The organism is Alloalcanivorax balearicus MACL04, assembly GCF_025532145.1.
Taxonomy (GTDB): domain Bacteria; phylum Pseudomonadota; class Gammaproteobacteria; order Pseudomonadales; family Alcanivoracaceae; genus Alloalcanivorax; species Alloalcanivorax balearicus.
This window is the reverse complement of record NZ_ARXS01000004.1, coordinates 33,442-51,269: the sequence shown is the minus strand read 5'-3', so window position 1 is coordinate 51,269 and position 17,828 is coordinate 33,442. Positions and strand designations below refer to the sequence as shown.

The window sequence follows — 17,828 nt, the reverse complement described above, 5'->3', positions numbered from 1 at the left end:
CACACTGGCTTACGCCGGGAAAAGTGAACGCGAACTATATCAGTTTGCGCCCGATGCGCAAGCTGTAACCGCTGTTTTCCGGATTTCCACGTGCCGCTCTCCACCTTACAGGTTGCCTTGCCGGTCCCCCTGCCAGGCTGTTTTGACTATTCCCTGCCACCGGAGACGCCGGTGCCGCCCCGTGGCGCCCGGGTGGAAGTGCCGTTCGGCAAACGGATCCTGGTGGGCGTGGTCCATGATCATCAGCCCAGCAGCCTGAAAACCCTCAAACCGGTCAAACGAGTCCTCGACCAGGCACCGATCATCGATGACCGGCTCTACGCCCTGTGCGAATGGGCCGCCGGCTACTATCACCACCCCCTTGGCGAAGTGCTGAATTTCGTGCTGCCGACACTGCTGCGCCAAGGGCAGGCGGCACGGCCGGACGCCGAGATCCGCTGGCGCATCACCGACCGCGGCCGGCATGTGACGACGGACCGCCTGAAACGGGCGCCACGCCAACAGGAAGCCCTGGCCTTGCTGGTCGAACACCCGGACGGCCTCACCCCGGCCATGCTGGAAGCGCTGTCGGTATCGCGCCCCGCGCTCCAGGCCCTGCGCGAGAAGCAGTGGGCGGAGCGCGAAGAACTCCTGCCCCAGGTACCGCCGCTGCCAGCGGATGTCCTGGCCGAGCCTGCTCTGAGCGCCAGCCCGGAACAACGTCTGGCGATCGAGGCGATCAATCAGGCCAGCGGTTTTCAACCCTTCCTGCTGGACGGCGTCACCGGCAGCGGCAAAACCGAGGTCTATCTGCAAGCGATGGCGCCCGTGTTGGCGGCCGGCCGGCAGGTGCTGGTACTGGTGCCGGAAATCGGCCTGACGCCGCAGACCCTGCGCCGTTTCCGCCAACGTTTCGCGGTGCCGGTGACGGTCATGCATTCGGGCCTGAACGACCGCGAGCGGCTGGAAGCCTGGCTTGCCGCCGGCGAAGGCCGGGCACGCATCATTATCGGCACCCGTTCGGCGATATTCACACCGTTGCAAGCCCCGGGGCTGATCATCGTCGACGAAGCCCATGACGGGTCCCTCAAGCAGCAAGACGGTTTCCGCTACCACGCCCGGGATCTGGCCACCTGGCGCGCCCGCCAATGGAACATTCCGGTGGTCCACGGCAGCGCCACTCCGGCCCTGGAAACCCTGCATCTGGCCCACACCGACCGCTACCAGTGGCTGCGTTTGCGCGAACGGGCGGGCGGCGCCGCGCTGCCGGATATCGAGCTGCTGGATGCCCGGGACGCCGCCCCGGACGCGCCGCTGCTGCCCTCCGCCCTGACCGCCATCGAAGACACCGTGCGCCGTGGCGAACAGGCTCTGGTGTTTCTCAACCGGCGCGGCTTCGCCCCGGTAATCCTGTGCCGGGATTGCGGTTGGCAGGCGGAATGCCCACGCTGCGACAGCGTCATGACCTGGCATCGCAGCTTGTCACAGTTGCGTTGCCACCATTGCGATCATCAGCAGCGGGTGCCGCGGCGCTGCCCGGAATGCGGCTCCAGCAATCTGATCGACGCCGGCGCCGGCACGGAAAAACTGGAGGCCCTGTTAAGTGATCACTGCCAGGCGCCGGTGGTCCGCATCGATCGTGATACCACCCGCCGCAAGGGCAGCCTGGATGCCAAACTGGCGGAAATCCGGGGCGGCGCGCCGGCGGTGCTGGTGGGCACGCAGATGCTGGCGAAAGGTCACCATTTCCCCCGTCTGAGCCTGGTGGTGATCACCAATTTGGACGCGGGCTTCCTCAGCGCTGACTTCCGTGGCCCCGAACAGGCCGCGCAATTACTGCTGCAAGTGGCCGGCCGCGCCGGCCGCAAAGATCTGCGTGGCCGGGTGCTGCTGCAAAGCCGCCATACTGATCATCATTTGGTGCGTCTGGCCGCCGCCGGCGACTATCACGCCCTTGCCGACACGCTGCTGGAGGAACGGCGGATGGCCGGGCTGCCGCCGTTCGGCCATCTCGCTTTACTGCGCTGCGAGGCCATGTCCATGGACAAGGCCCTGGCCTTTCTTGATGAGTGCGCGGCGCCCTTTCTGCAGCACAGTAACGTCGATGATGACAGCGTGAATCTGCTCGGACCGGCGCCGGCGCCGATGGAAAAACGGGCCGGCCGCTATCGCGCCCAACTGCTGCTGCAGGCGCGCCAGCGTCCGGCTCTGCACGGCGTGCTCGACGCTCTGGTGCGGCACGCCCGAGGCCTGCCCTCCGCCCGCCACTGCCGCTGGCATGTGGATGTGGATCCCACCGAAATGGTGTAATTCGCCATTGGAATGCGTCACCTCACTTGACTAAACTGGCGGCTTCCCGCGCACCCCGCCCGGGCGCTTCAGGAGCATGCATGAGTCAGGTGGACATTCTGTTCCAGCGCTACGGTCCGCGTTACCGTTTGTGGGTAACGCTCACCGTCATGCTCGGTCTGGTGGCGCTGGGCATGTCGATCACCATCGTCAACGTCGCCATTCCTTATATAAAGGGCGCCTTCGGCATGAGCGACAGCCAGGTGCAATGGCTGTCCACCGGCTTTCTGGCCTCCACCACCGTATCCCTCCTGGTGGCCCCCTGGCTGGTGTCAGCGGTGGGCCAGCGCGCCACCTTCATGGGGCTGTTGCTGGTGTTCATCGCCGCCTCCCTGCTCGGCGGTCTGGGCGAGGGCATGGCGGCGCTGGTGGCGGCCCGGGTCATTCAGGGGGCGATGACCGGACTGATCCGGCCGGTGGCCATGGAAGCGCTGTTCGCCGCCTATCCGCCGGAAGGCCGCGGCATGGCCACCGCCATGTACGGCATGTGTCTGGGGCTGCCGCTGACCCTGGCCACGGTGATCGGCGGCTGGCTGGTGGAGAATTTCACTTGGCGTTACGTCTTCTTCATCACTCTGCCGATCTGTGTCGCCGCGGTGGTGATGGGCTACTTCTTTTTACCGCCCCGCGAAGGTAAAGGACCGCGTTCACCGTTTGACTGGGCTGGCGTGGTGATCTCCTTCGCCGCCGTTTTCTCCTTGCTGGCGGCGCTGTCCAATGGTCAGCGCTGGGGCTGGGATGATCCCCGGGTGCCGATTCTGATGGTCACCGGCGTCCTGCTGGGCACCGCTTTTTTCCTTTGGCAAAAGCGCTGCCGCCACCCACTGCTGGATCTGGCCATTTTCCGCAACCGCGTGTTCGTTACCGGAACCTCCGCCATGTTCCTGTTCGGCGGCACTTTCTACGGCATCATGTATCTGCTGCCCCAATTCGTGCAGACCGTTCTGCATTACAGTCCGGTCAGTGCCGGCAAAATATTCCTGCCTTCCACTCTGGTCCTGGCGATTCTGGTGCCGCTGGTGGGCCGCCTCAGTGACCGCTATCCGGCTCATTGGCTGACGCTGCCCGGGCTGGCCTGCGCTCTGTTCGCGGTCTGGCACATGGCCTTGATGGACTGGGATACCTCCTTCGCCTACCTCGCCACCACCATGGCGATTCTCTCCGTGGGCATGGCGGCGTTCCCACCACCCACCCTGTCCAAGGCCATCGCCGCGCTGGAGCCCCGCCTTACCGGCCACGGCTCCGGTGCCATCAACTTCGCCATGCAGCTCGGCGGCGCGCTCGGCACCGCCGGCCTGGTGATCATGCTGGAACGCCGCACCGTACAGCATGGCCAGCAACTCAACGCCGGCGTGCATGCCGGCAACACCACCGCCCAGCAGCAACTGAGTCAACTGGCCGAACTGGCCGACCGGCTGGGGGTACCGGACACCCATCTACAGGCCATGGCCGGGCATTTAATGGGGCGGCTGGAAACCATCTGGGCATCGATTTTCGCTTACCAGGACGGGTTCTGGATTCTGGTGGCCAGCCTGGTGCTGGTGGCGATCCCCTCGGTGCTGTTGAGCCGCCTGCATAACCGGCCCCGCCCCGTGACCAATGCCCCCGCCAACAACCCGGCAATACAATGAAGGATGACGACACCATGACCGACAGCTCGTCCCGTTCCCGCTATCTGCGCCGCCCCTCGCGGTGGCTGAAGCTCGCCGCGCTGGTGGCTCTGGTGGTGGCGTGCCTGATCTGGATGGCCTTCGCCATCCATCACCGGCTCACCCACGTCAGCGCCCAGGACGCCCGGGTGATGTCCAGTCAGGTCACTGTCAGCAGCCGGCTGCCTGGCTGGGTCCCGGAGTTCACCCTCACCGAGGGAGACCGGTTGCAAAAGGGCGACGTGGTGGCCCGCCTGTACAGTGAGCCGGATCAACAGCAACTGAAGACCCTGCAAGCCAACGTCGCCGCGATGCAGGCCAGGCTCGACTACGAACAGGCCCGCCTGGACCTCGGCCAACAGCAATTCGAGGGTGGTCTGCACATCACCAGCCAGCAACTGCAATCGGTCAAAGCGGCGGAAAGAGCAGCCCAGGCACGACTGACTCAGGCCCGCAAGGATTTTGAACGTTCCGACGCCCTGCACCAGCGCGGCGCCGTTTCACAGCAACAACGGGATCAGGACTACTACACCTATCAGGCCGCCCAGGCGGAATATCAACGCTCGCGGGAAGAGGTGGCGGTCGGTCAGGCGCAGGCCGACAACGCCCACGTCGGTTTTCTCAATGGCGTGCAAGTGCCTCTGCCGCCGCCGACGGTGATGAAAGCCCAGGTAGGCATCGCCCGGCAACAACTGGAAGAGGCCAAGGCAAGACTGGCGCAACAGGAACTGCGCCTGGAGGATCTCACCGTACGCAGCCCGATCAACGGTGTGGTCAACAAGACCCTGATCGATGAGGGCGAGTACGTGTCACCGGGGCAACCGATTCTGATGATGCACGATCCGGACGACCTGTGGGTGGCGGCCAACATCAAGGAAACCGATGTGGCCGAGCTGCGCCTTGACCAGCCGGTGAAAATCACCGTTGATGCCTATCCGGAGGAGTCTTTCAGTGGCTCGGTGCAGGTCATCGGCCGCGCCGCCACCAGCCAGTTCGCGCTGTTGCCGGATCCCAACCCTTCCGGCAATTTCACCAAGATCACCCAGCGCCTGCCAGTACGCATCCGCCTGGAGGATGGCCCACTGGAGCTGATCGGTCCGGGGATGATGGTGGAAGTGGATATCGATGTGAGGGGGAATTGAGGACGGGCCGGACCTCCGGCGCGCCTTTCAGGGGGCGGCAATTCGATCCGGATTCACGTACAATCGCCGCCCAATCGAACCCGTCTTGAGAAACCATGAAAGACCGTCTGATCGCGCTGATCGACAGCGCCCTGGATACCCTGACCGCCAACGGCGTGCTGCCCGCGGAAGCGCGCCGGCCGGTGCAGATCGAGCGTACCAAGGATAAAAGCCACGGCGACTTCGCCACCAACATCGCGTTGATGCTGGCGAAGCCCGCCGGTGTGAAGCCCCGTGATCTGGCCCAGGCCCTGGTGGATGCCCTGCCGGAAGACCCGGCCCTGGCGAAAACAGAGATCGCCGGCCCCGGTTTTATCAATTTTTTTCAATCCGACAACTGGCTTGCCTCGCAGCTGGAAGCGGCCCTGGCCGACGAGCATCTGGCGGTGCCCCGTCCGCGCCAGCCGCAAACCGTGGTGGTGGACTATTCCGGCCCCAATCTGGCCAAGGAAATGCACGTCGGCCATCTGCGTTCCACCATTATCGGCGATGCCGTGGTGCGCTCGCTGGAGTTTCTCGGCCACAAGGTGATCCGCCAGAACCACGTGGGCGACTGGGGCACCCAGTTCGGCATGCTGCTGGCGTATCTGGAGGAACAGAAAGCCGAGGAAGGCGATACCGAACTGAGCCGCGAACTGGCCAATCTGGAAACCTTCTACCGCGCCGCCAAGCTGCGTTTCGATGAGTCCCCGGAATTCGCCGATCGTGCCCGTGCTTTGGTGGTGAAGCTGCAATCCGGTGACGAGTACTGTCTGAAATTGTGGAACGAGTTCAACCGGGTTTCTCTGAGCCATTGCTACGCTGTTTATGAGCGCCTGGGCGTCAGTCTCACCGCCGCCGATGTGCGCGGTGAAAGCACCTATAACGATGACCTGCCAAAAGTCGTGGCGGACCTGGACGCCGCCGGCCTGCTCACCGAGGATCAGGGTGCCCTGTGCGTGTTCCTGGATGAGTTCCGCAACAAAGATGGCGACACCCTGCCGGTGATCGTGCGCAAGGCGGACGGCGGCTACCTCTATGCCACCACCGACCTGGCGGCCCTGCGCTACCGCGCCAATCAGTTGCACGCTGATCGCATCCTGTATTTCGTTGATCAGCGTCAGGCCCTGCACTTCCAGCAAATGTTCGCGGTGGCCCGCGAAGCCGGTTTTGTCGGCGCTGGAGTGGATCTGGCCCACATGGGCTTCGGTACCATGAACGGCCCCGACGGCAAGCCGTTCAAAACCCGCGACGGCGGCACCGTGAAGCTGATCGACCTGCTCGACGAAGCGGAGCAACGGGCCTATCAACTGGTCAGCGAGAAAAACCCGGAACTGGATCAGGACGAGTTGCGCGCCATTGCCCACGCCGTTGGTATCGGCGCGGTGAAGTACTCGGATCTGAGCAAGAACCGCACCAGCGACTACGTGTTCAATTTCGATCTGATGCTGAGCTTCGATGGCAACACCGCGCCCTATCTGCTTTACGCCTACACCCGGGTGGTCAGCGTGTTCCGCAAGGCCGGCCTGTCGCTGGATCAGGTGGCTGGCGAATTGCTGTTGCGCGAGGAAGCGGAGCAGGCCCTGGCCGCCCGTCTGGTACAGTTCGGCGAAGCCGTGCAGTCGGTAGCGGACAAGGGCCAGCCCCATCTGTTGTGCGCCTACCTCTACGACGTGGCCGGGCTGTTCTCCAGCTTCTACGAGCACTGCCCGATCCTGTCCGGCGATGACGACGCCCTGCGCGCCAGCCGCCTGAAGCTGGCCGCCCTGACCGCCCGCACCCTGTCCGAGGGCCTGCGACTGCTTGGACTGACGCCGCTGGAGCGTATGTAATGGCAAAGAACACCCGCGGCGCCAGCCGCAGCCCTCGCAAGAACAGCAAAAAGCGTCAGGTCCCGGGCTGGGTCTGGTTGTTCACCGGCGTGGTGGCCGGTCTGTTCCTGGCGTTCCTGGTGCATCTGGCCCAGGTACAGAAAGAAGCGGGCACCGCCACCCTGGTGAAAGCCCCGGAACAGTCCGGCCAGAACAAGGGTAAAAACGACGGCAAACCCAAGGCCAGTGGCGACGAGCCGACCTTCGATTTCTACGCGGTGCTACCGAAGATGGAAGTGATCGTGCCCAAATCCAAGGACGAGAAACCGGCACCGGCGAAAAAACCGGCCACCGCCGGCCGCGATGACAAACCGGCCACCGCCGCCAAACCCGACACCAGCACGAACGGCGGCACCACCGCCGATGCCGGCGACGGCAAGATCTATATGCTTCAGGCCGGTAGTTTCCGTAACGCCAGTGACGCCGACCGCCGCCGCGCCGAGCTGATCCTCAAGGGCTATGAAGTGCGCCTGCAACCGGTAAAGCTGGAAAACGGCGACACCTGGCACCGGGTCATGATCGGCCCTTACAACAGCGTCAACACCTTGCATAAGGCCCAGGACCAGCTGGCCTCCAACGGCGTGGAAACCCTGCCGATTCAGGTGAAAAAGTAATCGCTTACACGCAACACGCCGGCACGCAAACACGCTAAGCGGACCGGCCTCTGTTGGCTCAGCCCTGATTCCCGGGCAATCCGGCCCTTCCATCTGGCCGCGGGGCTGGCAAGCATGGCGTGCCAGCGTGTTGCGTGCCAGCGATTCCGCCATTGAAATCCCGTCCGCCACCCGCATATCCCCCGGAACACGAATAAGGAGATAGACGCGTGACCACTATCGTATCCGTTCGACGCGGCACCAATGTGGTGATCGGCGGCGACGGCCAGGTAAGCCTGGGAAACACCGTTATGAAAGGCAACGCCCGCAAAGTACGCCGCCTTTACCACGGCAAGGTGATCGCCGGTTTCGCCGGCGGTACCGCGGACGCCTTCACTCTGTTCGAGCGTTTCGAGGCGCAATTGGAAAAACACCAGGGCCATTTGGTGCGAGCCGCCGTGGAGCTGGCCAAGGACTGGCGCACCGACCGCGCCCTGCGCCGCCTGGAAGCGCTGCTGGCGGTAGCCGACAAGGACAACTCCCTGATCATCACCGGCAACGGTGACGTGGTGGAGCCCGAACAGGGTCTGATCGCCATTGGCTCCGGCGGCCCCTTCGCCCAGTCCGCCGCCACCGCACTGCTGGAAAACACCGACCTGAGCGCCCGCGAGATCGTCGAGAAAAGCCTGAAGATCGCCGGCGACATCTGTATTTACACCAACCAGAATCACGCCTTCGAGGAGCTGGAATAGTGGCTTCCCTGACACCGAGAGAAATCGTATCCGAACTGAACCGGCACATTGTTGGCCAGGAAGAGGCCAAGAAAGCAGTGGCCCTGGCCCTACGCAACCGCTGGCGCCGCATGCAGCTGCCAGCGGAAATGCGTGCCGAAGTCGCCCCCAAGAACATCCTCATGATCGGCCCCACCGGGGTTGGTAAAACCGAGATCGCCCGCCGCCTGGCCAAACTGGCCGACGCCCCCTTCCTGAAAGTGGAAGCCACCAAATTCACCGAGGTGGGCTACGTGGGCCGGGACGTGGAATCAATTATCCGCGACCTGGTGGAAATGGCGATCAAGATGCTGCGCGAAAAAGCCATCGAGCGGGTCGGCTCCAAGGCCGATGACGCCGCCGAGGAACGCATTCTCGACGCCCTGCTGCCCGCCGCCCGTGGCGAAGAGAGCAGCGCCACCGATTCCACTACCCGACAGGTTTTCCGCAAGAAGCTGCGGGAAGGGGAACTGGACGACCGCGAAATCGATGTCGAGGTCAGCGCCAATCCGGCCGGCGTGGAAATCATGGCGCCGCCGGGCATGGAGGAAATGACCAGTCAGCTGCAGCAGATGTTTTCACGCATGGGCGGCCAGAAGAAACGCCACCGCAAACTGAAAGTGCGCGACGCCCTGCGCCTGCTGCGTGACGAGGAAGCGGCCCGCTTCATCAACGAGGACGAGTTGAAAGTGGAAGCCATCGACGCGGTGGAAAACAACGGCATCGTCTTCCTCGATGAAATCGACAAGGTCGCCAAGCGCTCCGAAACCGGCGGCACCGACGTATCCCGCGAAGGGGTGCAGCGGGATCTGCTGCCGCTGATCGAAGGCAGCACGGTGAGCACCAAGTACGGCATGGTACGCACCGACCACATCCTGTTCATCGCCTCCGGCGCCTTCCATCTGGCCAAGCCCAGTGACCTGATCCCGGAACTGCAGGGCCGTCTGCCGATCCGCGTGGAACTGAGCGCGCTCACTCCGGAAGACTTCGAGCGCATCCTCACCGAGCCACGCTGTTCGCTCACCGAGCAATACAAAGCGCTGCTGGCCACCGAAGGTCTCAAAGTCGAGTTCACCGAGGACTGCATCCGTCGCATCGCCGAAGTGGCCTGGCAAGTGAACGAAAAGACCGAGAATATCGGCGCCCGCCGGTTGCATACGGTGCTGGAGAAACTGCTGGAGGAAATCAGCTACGACGCCGACGACCTCGCCACCCAGTACCACGACACGCCGCTGAGCCTGGACGCCGAGGCGGTCAACCGCTACCTGGGCGAATTGGCCGACAACGAGGATCTGAGCCGCTACATCCTGTAGGAAGAAAGCCAAGGCAGCTTCCCATGGAGAAAGCTACGAAGCCGCTGTGGGAAGCTTGCCTGCAAGCGAATGGGAGTTACTCGGGCGTTTACAATATTCGCTTGCAGGCAAGCTCCCACAGCGGCCTTGTAGATGCGACACGTACCAACGTGTTGCCTGTAAGCGTGCCAGCGAATTGTACGCTACAATGTTTCCCCTTTCGCACTTGGTCGCAGCAACAACGAGGTTCCCATGCCCGAGTACCGCTCCCGCACCACCACCCACGGCCGCAACATGGCCGGGGCCCGCGCCCTGTGGCGCGCCACCGGCATGAAGGACGGTGATTTCGGCAAGCCGATCATCGCCATCGCCAACTCCTTCACCCAGTTCGTGCCCGGGCACGTGCACCTGAAGGATCTGGGCCAGCTGGTGGCCGAGGAAGTGCAGAGAGCGGGCGGCATCGCCAAGGAATTCAACACCATCGCGGTGGACGACGGCATCGCCATGGGCCACGATGGCATGCTTTATTCACTGCCCAGCCGCGACATCATCGCCGACTCGGTGGAGTACATGGTCAACGCCCACTGCGCCGACGCCATGGTCTGCATCTCCAACTGTGACAAGATCACCCCCGGCATGCTGATGGCCGCCATGCGGCTGAATATCCCGGTTATTTTCGTCTCCGGCGGCCCCATGGAAGCGGGCAAGACCAAACTGGCGGAACACAAACTGGATCTGGTGGACGCCATGGTGATGGCCGCCGACGACAGCGTCGACGACGAAACCGTGAATGAAGTGGAGCGCTCCGCCTGCCCCACCTGCGGCTCCTGTTCCGGCATGTTCACCGCCAATTCCATGAACTGTCTGACCGAGGCCCTGGGCCTGTCGCTGCCGGGCAACGGCTCGCTGCTGGCCACCCACGCCGACCGCCGCGAACTGTTCCTGGAAGCCGGCCGCCGTATCGTCGATGTGGCCCGGCTCTACTACGAGCAGGACATGGACAGCGTGCTACCGCGTAATATCGCCTCCCACCGGGCGTTCGAGAACGCCATGAGTCTGGACATCGCCATGGGCGGTTCCACCAACACCGTGTTGCACCTGCTGGCCGCCGCTCAGGAAGGTGAAGTGAACTTCACCATGGAAGACATCGACCGCCTCAGTCGCAAGGTGCCGTGCCTGTCCAAAGTGGCGCCGGCGACCCAGAAATACCATATGGAAGATGTGCACCGCGCCGGCGGCGTCATGGCCATCCTGGGCGAGCTGGACCGCGCCGGCCTGCTGCACCGGGACCTGCCCATGGTGCATTCCGCCACGGTGGCGGAAGCGCTGGAGAAGTACGACGTGACGCTCACCGGCGACGACGCGGTGAAGAAGATGTACAGCGCCGGCCCCGCCGGCATCCCCACCCAGACCGCCTTCAGCCAGGATACCCGCTGGGAAAGCCTCGATATCGATCGCGCCAACGGTTGTATCCGTGACTACGAGCATGCCTACAGCAAGGATGGCGGTCTGGCGGTGCTGTACGGCAACATCGCCGAACGGGGTTGTATCGTCAAAACCGCCGGCGTGGACGAGTCCATTCTCACCTTCACCGGCCGCGCCCGGGTGTTCGAATCCCAGGATTCCGCGGTACGCGCCATCCTCGGCAATCAGGTCGTCGCCGGCGACGTGGTGGTGATCCGCTATGAGGGCCCGAAAGGCGGGCCCGGCATGCAGGAAATGCTCTACCCCACCAGCTACCTGAAATCCAAGGGCCTGGGCAAGAGCTGCGCGTTGCTCACCGACGGCCGCTTCTCCGGCGGCACCTCCGGCCTGTCCATCGGCCACGCCTCACCGGAAGCGGCGGAAGGCGGCGCCATCGGTCTGGTCGAGGAAGGCGACACCATCGAGATCGACATTCCCAATCGCCGCATCCACCTGGCCATCGACGATGACGAGCTGGCCCAGCGACGTGAGCGCATGGAAAAACGCGGCAAGCTGGCCTGGAAGCCCAAGGAAATCCGCCAGCGCAGCGTCTCCACCGCACTCAAGGCCTACGCCGCCCTGGCCACCAGCGCCGACCGCGGCGCGGTGCGCGATCTCAGCCAGATCGGGGAGTAACCAGCCCGATCGCGGACGTTGGGAACATGAACTCAGAGATAGCGACCAGGTAACTGTGGGAGCTTGCCTGCAAGCGAATGGCCAATGCGCGGGAGGCCCTATTCGCTTGCAGGCAAGCTCCCACTGCGGCTTTGTAATCCCTTCCGTGGGAAGCGGGCCGGGCGGCGCGCTCCTTTTAGTAGCAAAGGTCATGGGAGCCGGCGGTCCAGCGCGTTATGATGCGCCAAACCGATCAAGGAGAGAGTTCTCATGACCCTGGCTTATTGGTGCGTACTGGCGGCGATTTTGTTGCCTTACGTGTTCACCGGCTTCGCCAAGTTCCAGGGCGGTTTCGGGCTGCGTCAGAACCACAATCCGCGTGAGTTCCTGGAAACCCTGGAAGGCGGCCGCAAGCGTGCCCACTGGGCTCAACAGAACAGTTTCGAAATCGCCCCGGCGTTCGCCGCCGCGGTGATCATCGCTCATCTGGCGCAGACCGCGCCGCAACCCACCATTGACGGCATTGCCGTCGCCTTTGTCTTGAGCCGTGTCATGTACGGTGTCTGCTACATCGCCGATTGGGCCAGCGCCCGTTCCCTGGTGTGGTTTTTCGGCATCGGCTGTATCATTGCACTCTTTATTGGCACCGGTGCCTGAGGATTCTCATGTCGGTTAACGAATTTCTGGAAAAAGCCTGGTCCGACAAGGGCCCGAAGCTGGTCAGCGGCTTTTCACGCCCGCTGTACCACAATCTGGTGGGCCTGCTGAAAGGCCGCAAATACGATAAGCGCGCCTACGGCGGCATGATCCGCCACACCGAGGCCGGCATGCTCACCGAGTGGGCCAGCCAGGTCCCCGCCGGCGGCGTGATCGTGGAAATCGGCTGCTACGGCGGTCTGTCCACCAGCTACCTGCTCAACGGTTTGCGCAAGAAAGGCGGCAAGATCTACGCCATCGACCCGTTCAACTCCGACCTGGACAAGCAGGAAGAGCTCACCGACGACTGTGTGCCGCTGGAGAATAAACCGACCAAATCCCTGGTGGAACAGCGCCTCAAGCGCAACGGCTTCGACGGCATGTTCGAGCTGATCGAGGGCTTCTCCCAGGAAGCCGCCCACAACTGGAATCCGGAAGTGAAAATCGACTTCCTGTGGATCGACGGCAACCACGAGCAGGCCTACCGGGACTTCAAGGACTTCGAACCGTTCCTCAACCCCGGCGCCCGGGTGGCGGTGCATGATGCCCACCCCCGTTACGGTTACGCCGCGGTAGTGGAAGACGTGAAGAAAATCTTCGCCGAAGGCGCCTGGGCCGACCTGGAACATGTGAAAAGCATCATTACCGGCCGCAAGGTAGGCTGACCACCCGAGCCGACGGGGCGCCCGGCGCCCCGCATCATGCCATGCCGTACCGCATACGCATCAACCAGCGGCACATCCTGGACTGCCCGGAATCGAAGACCATTCTGGAAGCCGCCCGGGAAGCCGGATTCGGTTTTCCTCACGCCTGCCGCAATGGCGTCTGCCGGCGCTGCGAGGGGTGCCTCGAGCGCGGCAGCGTACTCCTGACCCGCCCTTGTGGCCCGCTGAGCGCGGGAGAAAGCGGCGCCGATGCGGTGCTATACTGCGTGGCCTTTCCGATCAGCGACTGCGAGATCGATGTGCCAGATATAACCGCCCCCGGAGAAATTCCGGAGCAGACTTTGCGTTGCCAAATTCGCCAGCGGGAGCCCCTCAACCACGACGTCAGTCGGATCTGGTTGCGACTGCCCGCCGGCCGACAGGCCCATTGGTATGCCGGCCAATACCTGATTCTCGACCTGCCCCACGGGCAGTACCCGTTTTCCATCGCCAACGCCCCCGGCGGCCGCGAACTGGAACTGCATATCCGTCACGGCCACGACAACCCCGGCGCCCGCCGCATCATGGCGGACCTGGCCGACGCCAGCACGGTATCGGTGATCCTGCCGCAGGGCCTGCGCTACCTGGACTCGCCGCCGCCTCGTCCACTGTGGTTCATTTGCGGCTCCACCGGTTTCGCGCCGGTGAAGGCGATGATCGAACGCCTGATCCAGGTCCACTTCGAACACCCGGTGCGGCTGTTCTGGGGTGCTCGCACTGAACAGGACCTGTACCTGCCCGATCTGCCTTCCCAATGGCAGGACGCGTTGCCAGACTTCCACGCGGTCACCGCGCTGTCCGACATCAGCAAACCCGGGCACGCCCAGGGGCTGGTCCACGAGGCCGCCCTGGAAGCGCTGGAACAACCGGAGCAGCCGCTGTTCTACATCGGTGGCTCACCGGCCATGGTGTGGGCGGTGCACGACGCGCTGGTGGAAGAAGGGGTTCCAGCCAGCAACATGCATTCCGACGTGTTCGATTACGCGCCCCGCGATTGATGTTCCGTGCGCTGACCGGGCTCCCGTCGGCGCGCTATCCCGAAAAAATATCTCGAAAAAATTGAATAATCCGGCATCGGCGCACGCCGATGACCGCCCCGCCGTCTGGCTCCTGGCCCGGCCAGACGGCACAATGGGCACTGTTTGTCAGCGCGGACCCCTTGGCCCATGGACGATCCGAATACAGCTTCGAAACCCGAAACCCTGGTCGCCTGCCCGGAATGCGACCTGGTTTTGCGGGTTTCAGCGCCGGACAAGGGGCAATGGGTGCGCTGTCCGCGCTGCCGTCACCCGTTGGTGCGTCCGCCGGAGGACCGCCATCTGACCCCGGCCCTGGCCGTCGCCGCGCTGGTGATGCTGGCCGTGGCGCTGTCGTTTCCCTATATCGAATTCCAACGCTCCGGTATCGGCGAAAGCATGACCGTGCTCGACGCCGCCACCAAACTGGCCGCCTTTCACCATCCGGAACTGGGCTTGCTGGTATTCGGCACCATCGTGGTGTTGCCGGCGTTGTACTTGCTGGCGGTATTGTGGATCGAATTCAGTCTGGGCCGACGCCCGCATCTGCCGGGTACCCGAACCCTGATCCGCGCCCTGCATTACTGCAAACCGTGGATGATGGCCGATGTGTTCGCCATCGCCGCGCTGGTCAGCCTGGTCAAGATTATCGGCATGGCGGAGGTGTTCCTGAAACCGGGGTTCTGGACCTTCGCCGGCTTCGCCCTGTTCCTGCTGATGGTGGTGCAACGGGTCAATCCCCTGGTGTTGTGGACACGCCTTGAGGGTCCGCCGCAAGCACCACCCGCCCTGCGTCCAGGACTGTCCGCGCGTCTGCAGCATTACCAGGGCTGCGAGCAATGCAGCCAGTTGCAACCCATCGAACACCAGCACTGCGGCCGTTGTTCCGCACGCCTGCATTCACGGCACCCGGACAGTATCCAGCACACTCTCGCCTATCTGGTGGCGGCCACCATCGCCTGTTTCCCGGCCCATCTGTATCCGATCATGGTGACCACCAGCCTCGGCAACACTCAACCGGCCACCATCATTTCCGGTGTATTACAATTCATCGCTCATGGTGACTGGCCCATTGCCCTGGTGATTTTCACCGCCAGCGTGGTGGTGCCGTTTGGCAAGATCCTGGCGTTGAGCTGGTTGTGTCTGGCCAGCCGCCGCGAGAAACCTCTGGATATGCCGGCGCAAATGGCACTGTATCGCTTTACCGAATGGATCGGCCGCTGGTCGATGATCGATGTTTTCGTGGTGGCCATCGTGGTGGCGCTGGTGCGCCTGGGTAATCTGATGTCCATCGACCCCGGCCCGGGAGGAATGGCGTTCGCCGGCGTGGTGATTCTCACCATGCTGGCCGCGCACAGCTTCGACCCGCGCCTGATCTGGGACCAACAACAGCGACGAACGGATGACTACGACGCCCTCGAACGCCGCGCCTGAACGGCGCCCAAAATTCTCTCCGGTGTGGCTGATCCCGCTGGGCGCCCTGTTGATCGGTCTGTGGCTGGCTTTCGACCACTGGGCCAGCCAGGGCCCCACCGTGGTGTTGAAAATGATCGACGCGGAGGGCATCGAGGCCGGCAAGACCTCGGTGAAAACCCGCAATGTGCAGGTGGGCCAGGTGGAGGAAGTGGCGCTGTCCGAGGATCTCAGCCATACCCTGGTGACAGTGCGCATGCAGCAGGACACTGCCCGTATGCTCAACGACAAGACCCGTTTCTGGGTGGTGAAACCCCGCATCGGCCGGGAAGGCATCAGCGGCCTCGGCACGGTGCTCTCCGGCGCCTACATTGAATTGCAGCCCGGCGACGGCAAAAAGGAAAAACGCCGCTTCCAGGTGGAAGAAAAGCCACCGATCACCGAAGCCGGCGCCAGGGGTTTGTATCTGACCCTGAATGCCCGTCCCGGCAGCAGCGTCGCCACCGGCGATCCGGTCACTTACCGCAACCTCACCGTGGGCCGGGTGGTGGACACCGAATTCCTGGCCGCGGAAAAGATCATTCGCCACCGTATCTTCATTGAGGAGCCCTACGACGTATTGGTCACCGAGAGTGTGCGTTTCTGGAACGTATCCGGCGTCACGCTGCAACTGGACTCCGGCGGCTTCAAAGTAGGTGTGCAATCCATGGAAACGTTGATCGGCGGCGGCATCACCTTCGGCGTGCCGGATCAGGATATGCCCGCCGGCGCGCCGGCCAAGCCGGACAGTGAATTCGAACTGTACGCCGACGAGGAAGCCGCCCGCCGCGGTCTGTTCGACCAGTACCTGGAATATGTGATGCTGGTGCAGGACTCGGTACGCGGCCTGCGCCGGGGCGCGCCGGTGGAATACCGGGGCGTGCGCCTGGGCACGGTGGAGCAGGTGCCCTGGCACTTCACCGCCGACCAGCCGGAGACGCTGACGCGTTTCGCTATTCCGGTGCTGATTCGCATCGAGCCCCAGCGGATTCTCGAAGATGAGGAAGCGAACCTGGACGAATGGCGCGACCGCCTGGATCGCATGTTCGATCATGGCCTGCGCGCCACGCTCAAATCCGGCAACCTGCTGACCGGTGCCCTTTTCGTGGACCTGAATTTCCAACGCAATGCAGAGCCATTCGAGCAAGCCCGATTTGAAGGGGTGCAGGTCTTCCCCAGCACCACCGGGGGGCTGGCTCAGTTGGAAAGCCAGGTGGCGGAATTGATGGACAAGGTCAACAGCCTGCCACTGGAACAGATTGGCGACAAGCTGGACCGCAATCTGGCGGCCTCGGAATCCACGCTCAAGGCCTTCGCCGGTACCGCCGAACGGTTGCAGCAGTTGCTTGAGGATCCGGCGGTGGCCGGCATGCCGGAGCGCCTCAACGACACCCTGAGTGCTCTGGAAAAAACCCTGGCGGGTCTGGAGCCCGGCTCCGACGCCTATCGGCAGCTGTCCGGGACCTTGCAACGGATGGAACAGTTACTGCGCGACGCCGAGCCCTTGATGCGGACTCTCAAGGAACACCCTAACGCCCTGATTTTCAGCACTGACCCGGAGCCGGATTATGAGCCGAAAGCGGCCCGCTAGACTTGTTCTTGTTCTACCGTTGCTGGCGACACTGCTGGCCGGCTGCGCCAGCAACCCCGCCGGCCCCTCGGTCCAATATCTGCTGCCGGGCGCGGCGCAGTCCGCGCTTCGTGGGGAGTTGCCGGACATCCGGCTGGACACCGCCGGTTACCTGGATCAGTCCGGGGTGGTCATGCAAACCAGCGCGGTGGAAGTGCGTGCCGCCCGCCAGCATCAATGGGCGGAACCGCTGCCCCGGCAATTGGCGCGTTCACTGGCGGCTCGGCTGGCACGGTCCGGGGTTGCCGCTCCCGGGCGCCTGGAAGTGCTGGTCACCCGTTTCCAGGGCACCGCCGAAGGCGAGGCGGTAATCGAGGGGCAATGGCGTTTCCTGGGTGATCAGGGCGCCCGTGCGGGCGCACACTTCCTGGAACGGCGGCCGCTGCGGCAGGACGGCTATCCGGCTCTGGTGGAGCAATTGGATGAAGGCTGGAACGCGGTGGCGGATGGCATCGCGAACGGTTTGACCGGCGCCGCCCGGTAATAAAAAACCACGGCACGGCTTCTGTGGGAGCTTGCCTGCAAGCGAATCTTTATGGGAAGCAAGACCCCATTCGCTTGCGGCAAGCTCCCACAGCGGCTTCGTGG

General features: G+C 63.6%; 14 protein-coding genes. All 14 read left to right on the top strand.

Translation table 11 applies throughout. The annotated features are described in order from the left end of the window. Positions 1–90: 90 nt before the first annotated feature. The 14 genes from MA04_RS04805 (at position 91) to MA04_RS04740 (ending at position 17,724) form a co-directional block, all read left to right on the top strand. Positions 91–2,289, top strand: a complete 2,199-nt coding sequence (locus MA04_RS04805; RefSeq protein WP_262459627.1) for a primosomal protein N' — start codon at positions 91–93, stop codon at positions 2,287–2,289. Positions 2,290–2,369: 80 nt separating this feature from the next. Next, entirely contained in the window at positions 2,370–3,959 is a 1,590-nt protein-coding gene (locus MA04_RS04800; protein WP_262459626.1) for a DHA2 family efflux MFS transporter permease subunit, read from the top strand. Positions 3,960–3,973: 14 nt separating this feature from the next. Then, on the top strand, positions 3,974–5,119 hold the full coding sequence (locus MA04_RS04795; RefSeq protein ID WP_262459625.1) for an HlyD family secretion protein: 1,146 nt from the start codon (positions 3,974–3,976) through the stop codon (positions 5,117–5,119). Between the two features lie 95 nt (positions 5,120–5,214). Further along, positions 5,215–6,969, top strand: a complete 1,755-nt coding sequence (gene argS / locus MA04_RS04790) for an arginine--tRNA ligase (RefSeq protein WP_262459624.1) — start codon at positions 5,215–5,217, stop codon at positions 6,967–6,969. Next, a complete protein-coding gene (locus tag MA04_RS04785) occupies positions 6,969–7,622 on the top strand; it encodes an SPOR domain-containing protein (protein ID WP_080531638.1) in 654 nt (217 codons plus the stop codon). Before argS ends, MA04_RS04785 begins: the two co-directional genes overlap by 1 nt. A gap of 209 nt (positions 7,623–7,831) precedes the next feature. After that, entirely contained in the window at positions 7,832–8,353 is a 522-nt protein-coding gene (hslV, locus tag MA04_RS04780) for an ATP-dependent protease subunit HslV (protein WP_022995158.1), read from the top strand. Then, positions 8,353–9,684: an ATP-dependent protease ATPase subunit HslU gene (hslU, locus tag MA04_RS04775; protein WP_163121876.1), complete on the top strand. Its 1,332-nt coding sequence runs from the start codon at positions 8,353–8,355 to the stop codon at positions 9,682–9,684. The genes hslV and hslU overlap by 1 nt, the downstream gene beginning before the upstream one ends. A gap of 231 nt (positions 9,685–9,915) precedes the next feature. Next, the gene (gene ilvD, locus MA04_RS04770) at positions 9,916–11,763 is read left to right on the top strand and encodes a dihydroxy-acid dehydratase (RefSeq protein ID WP_262459623.1); all 1,848 of its coding nucleotides are present in this window, start codon (positions 9,916–9,918) and stop codon (positions 11,761–11,763) included. Between the two features lie 249 nt (positions 11,764–12,012). Beyond that, on the top strand, positions 12,013–12,399 hold the full coding sequence (locus tag MA04_RS04765; RefSeq protein WP_014996311.1) for an MAPEG family protein: 387 nt from the start codon (positions 12,013–12,015) through the stop codon (positions 12,397–12,399). A gap of 8 nt (positions 12,400–12,407) precedes the next feature. Beyond that, positions 12,408–13,103, top strand: coding sequence for a class I SAM-dependent methyltransferase (locus MA04_RS04760; protein ID WP_163121880.1), 696 nt, complete (start codon positions 12,408–12,410; stop codon positions 13,101–13,103). A 41-nt stretch (positions 13,104–13,144) separates the two neighbouring features. Beyond that, positions 13,145–14,140, top strand: a complete 996-nt coding sequence (locus MA04_RS04755) for a 2Fe-2S iron-sulfur cluster-binding protein (RefSeq protein WP_262459622.1) — start codon at positions 13,145–13,147, stop codon at positions 14,138–14,140. 168 nt (positions 14,141–14,308) lie between these two features. Further along, positions 14,309–15,592 (top strand): paraquat-inducible protein A, encoded by a 1,284-nt coding sequence (locus tag MA04_RS04750; protein ID WP_080531639.1) that lies wholly within the window; start codon positions 14,309–14,311, stop codon positions 15,590–15,592. Then, positions 15,561–17,201, top strand: coding sequence for an intermembrane transport protein PqiB (gene pqiB / locus MA04_RS04745; RefSeq protein ID WP_262459620.1), 1,641 nt, complete (start codon positions 15,561–15,563; stop codon positions 17,199–17,201). The genes MA04_RS04750 and pqiB overlap by 32 nt, the downstream gene beginning before the upstream one ends. Next, positions 17,179–17,724, top strand: a complete 546-nt coding sequence (locus MA04_RS04740; RefSeq protein ID WP_080531641.1) for a PqiC family protein — start codon at positions 17,179–17,181, stop codon at positions 17,722–17,724. Before pqiB ends, MA04_RS04740 begins: the two co-directional genes overlap by 23 nt. The last annotated feature ends 104 nt before the right edge of the window (positions 17,725–17,828 follow it).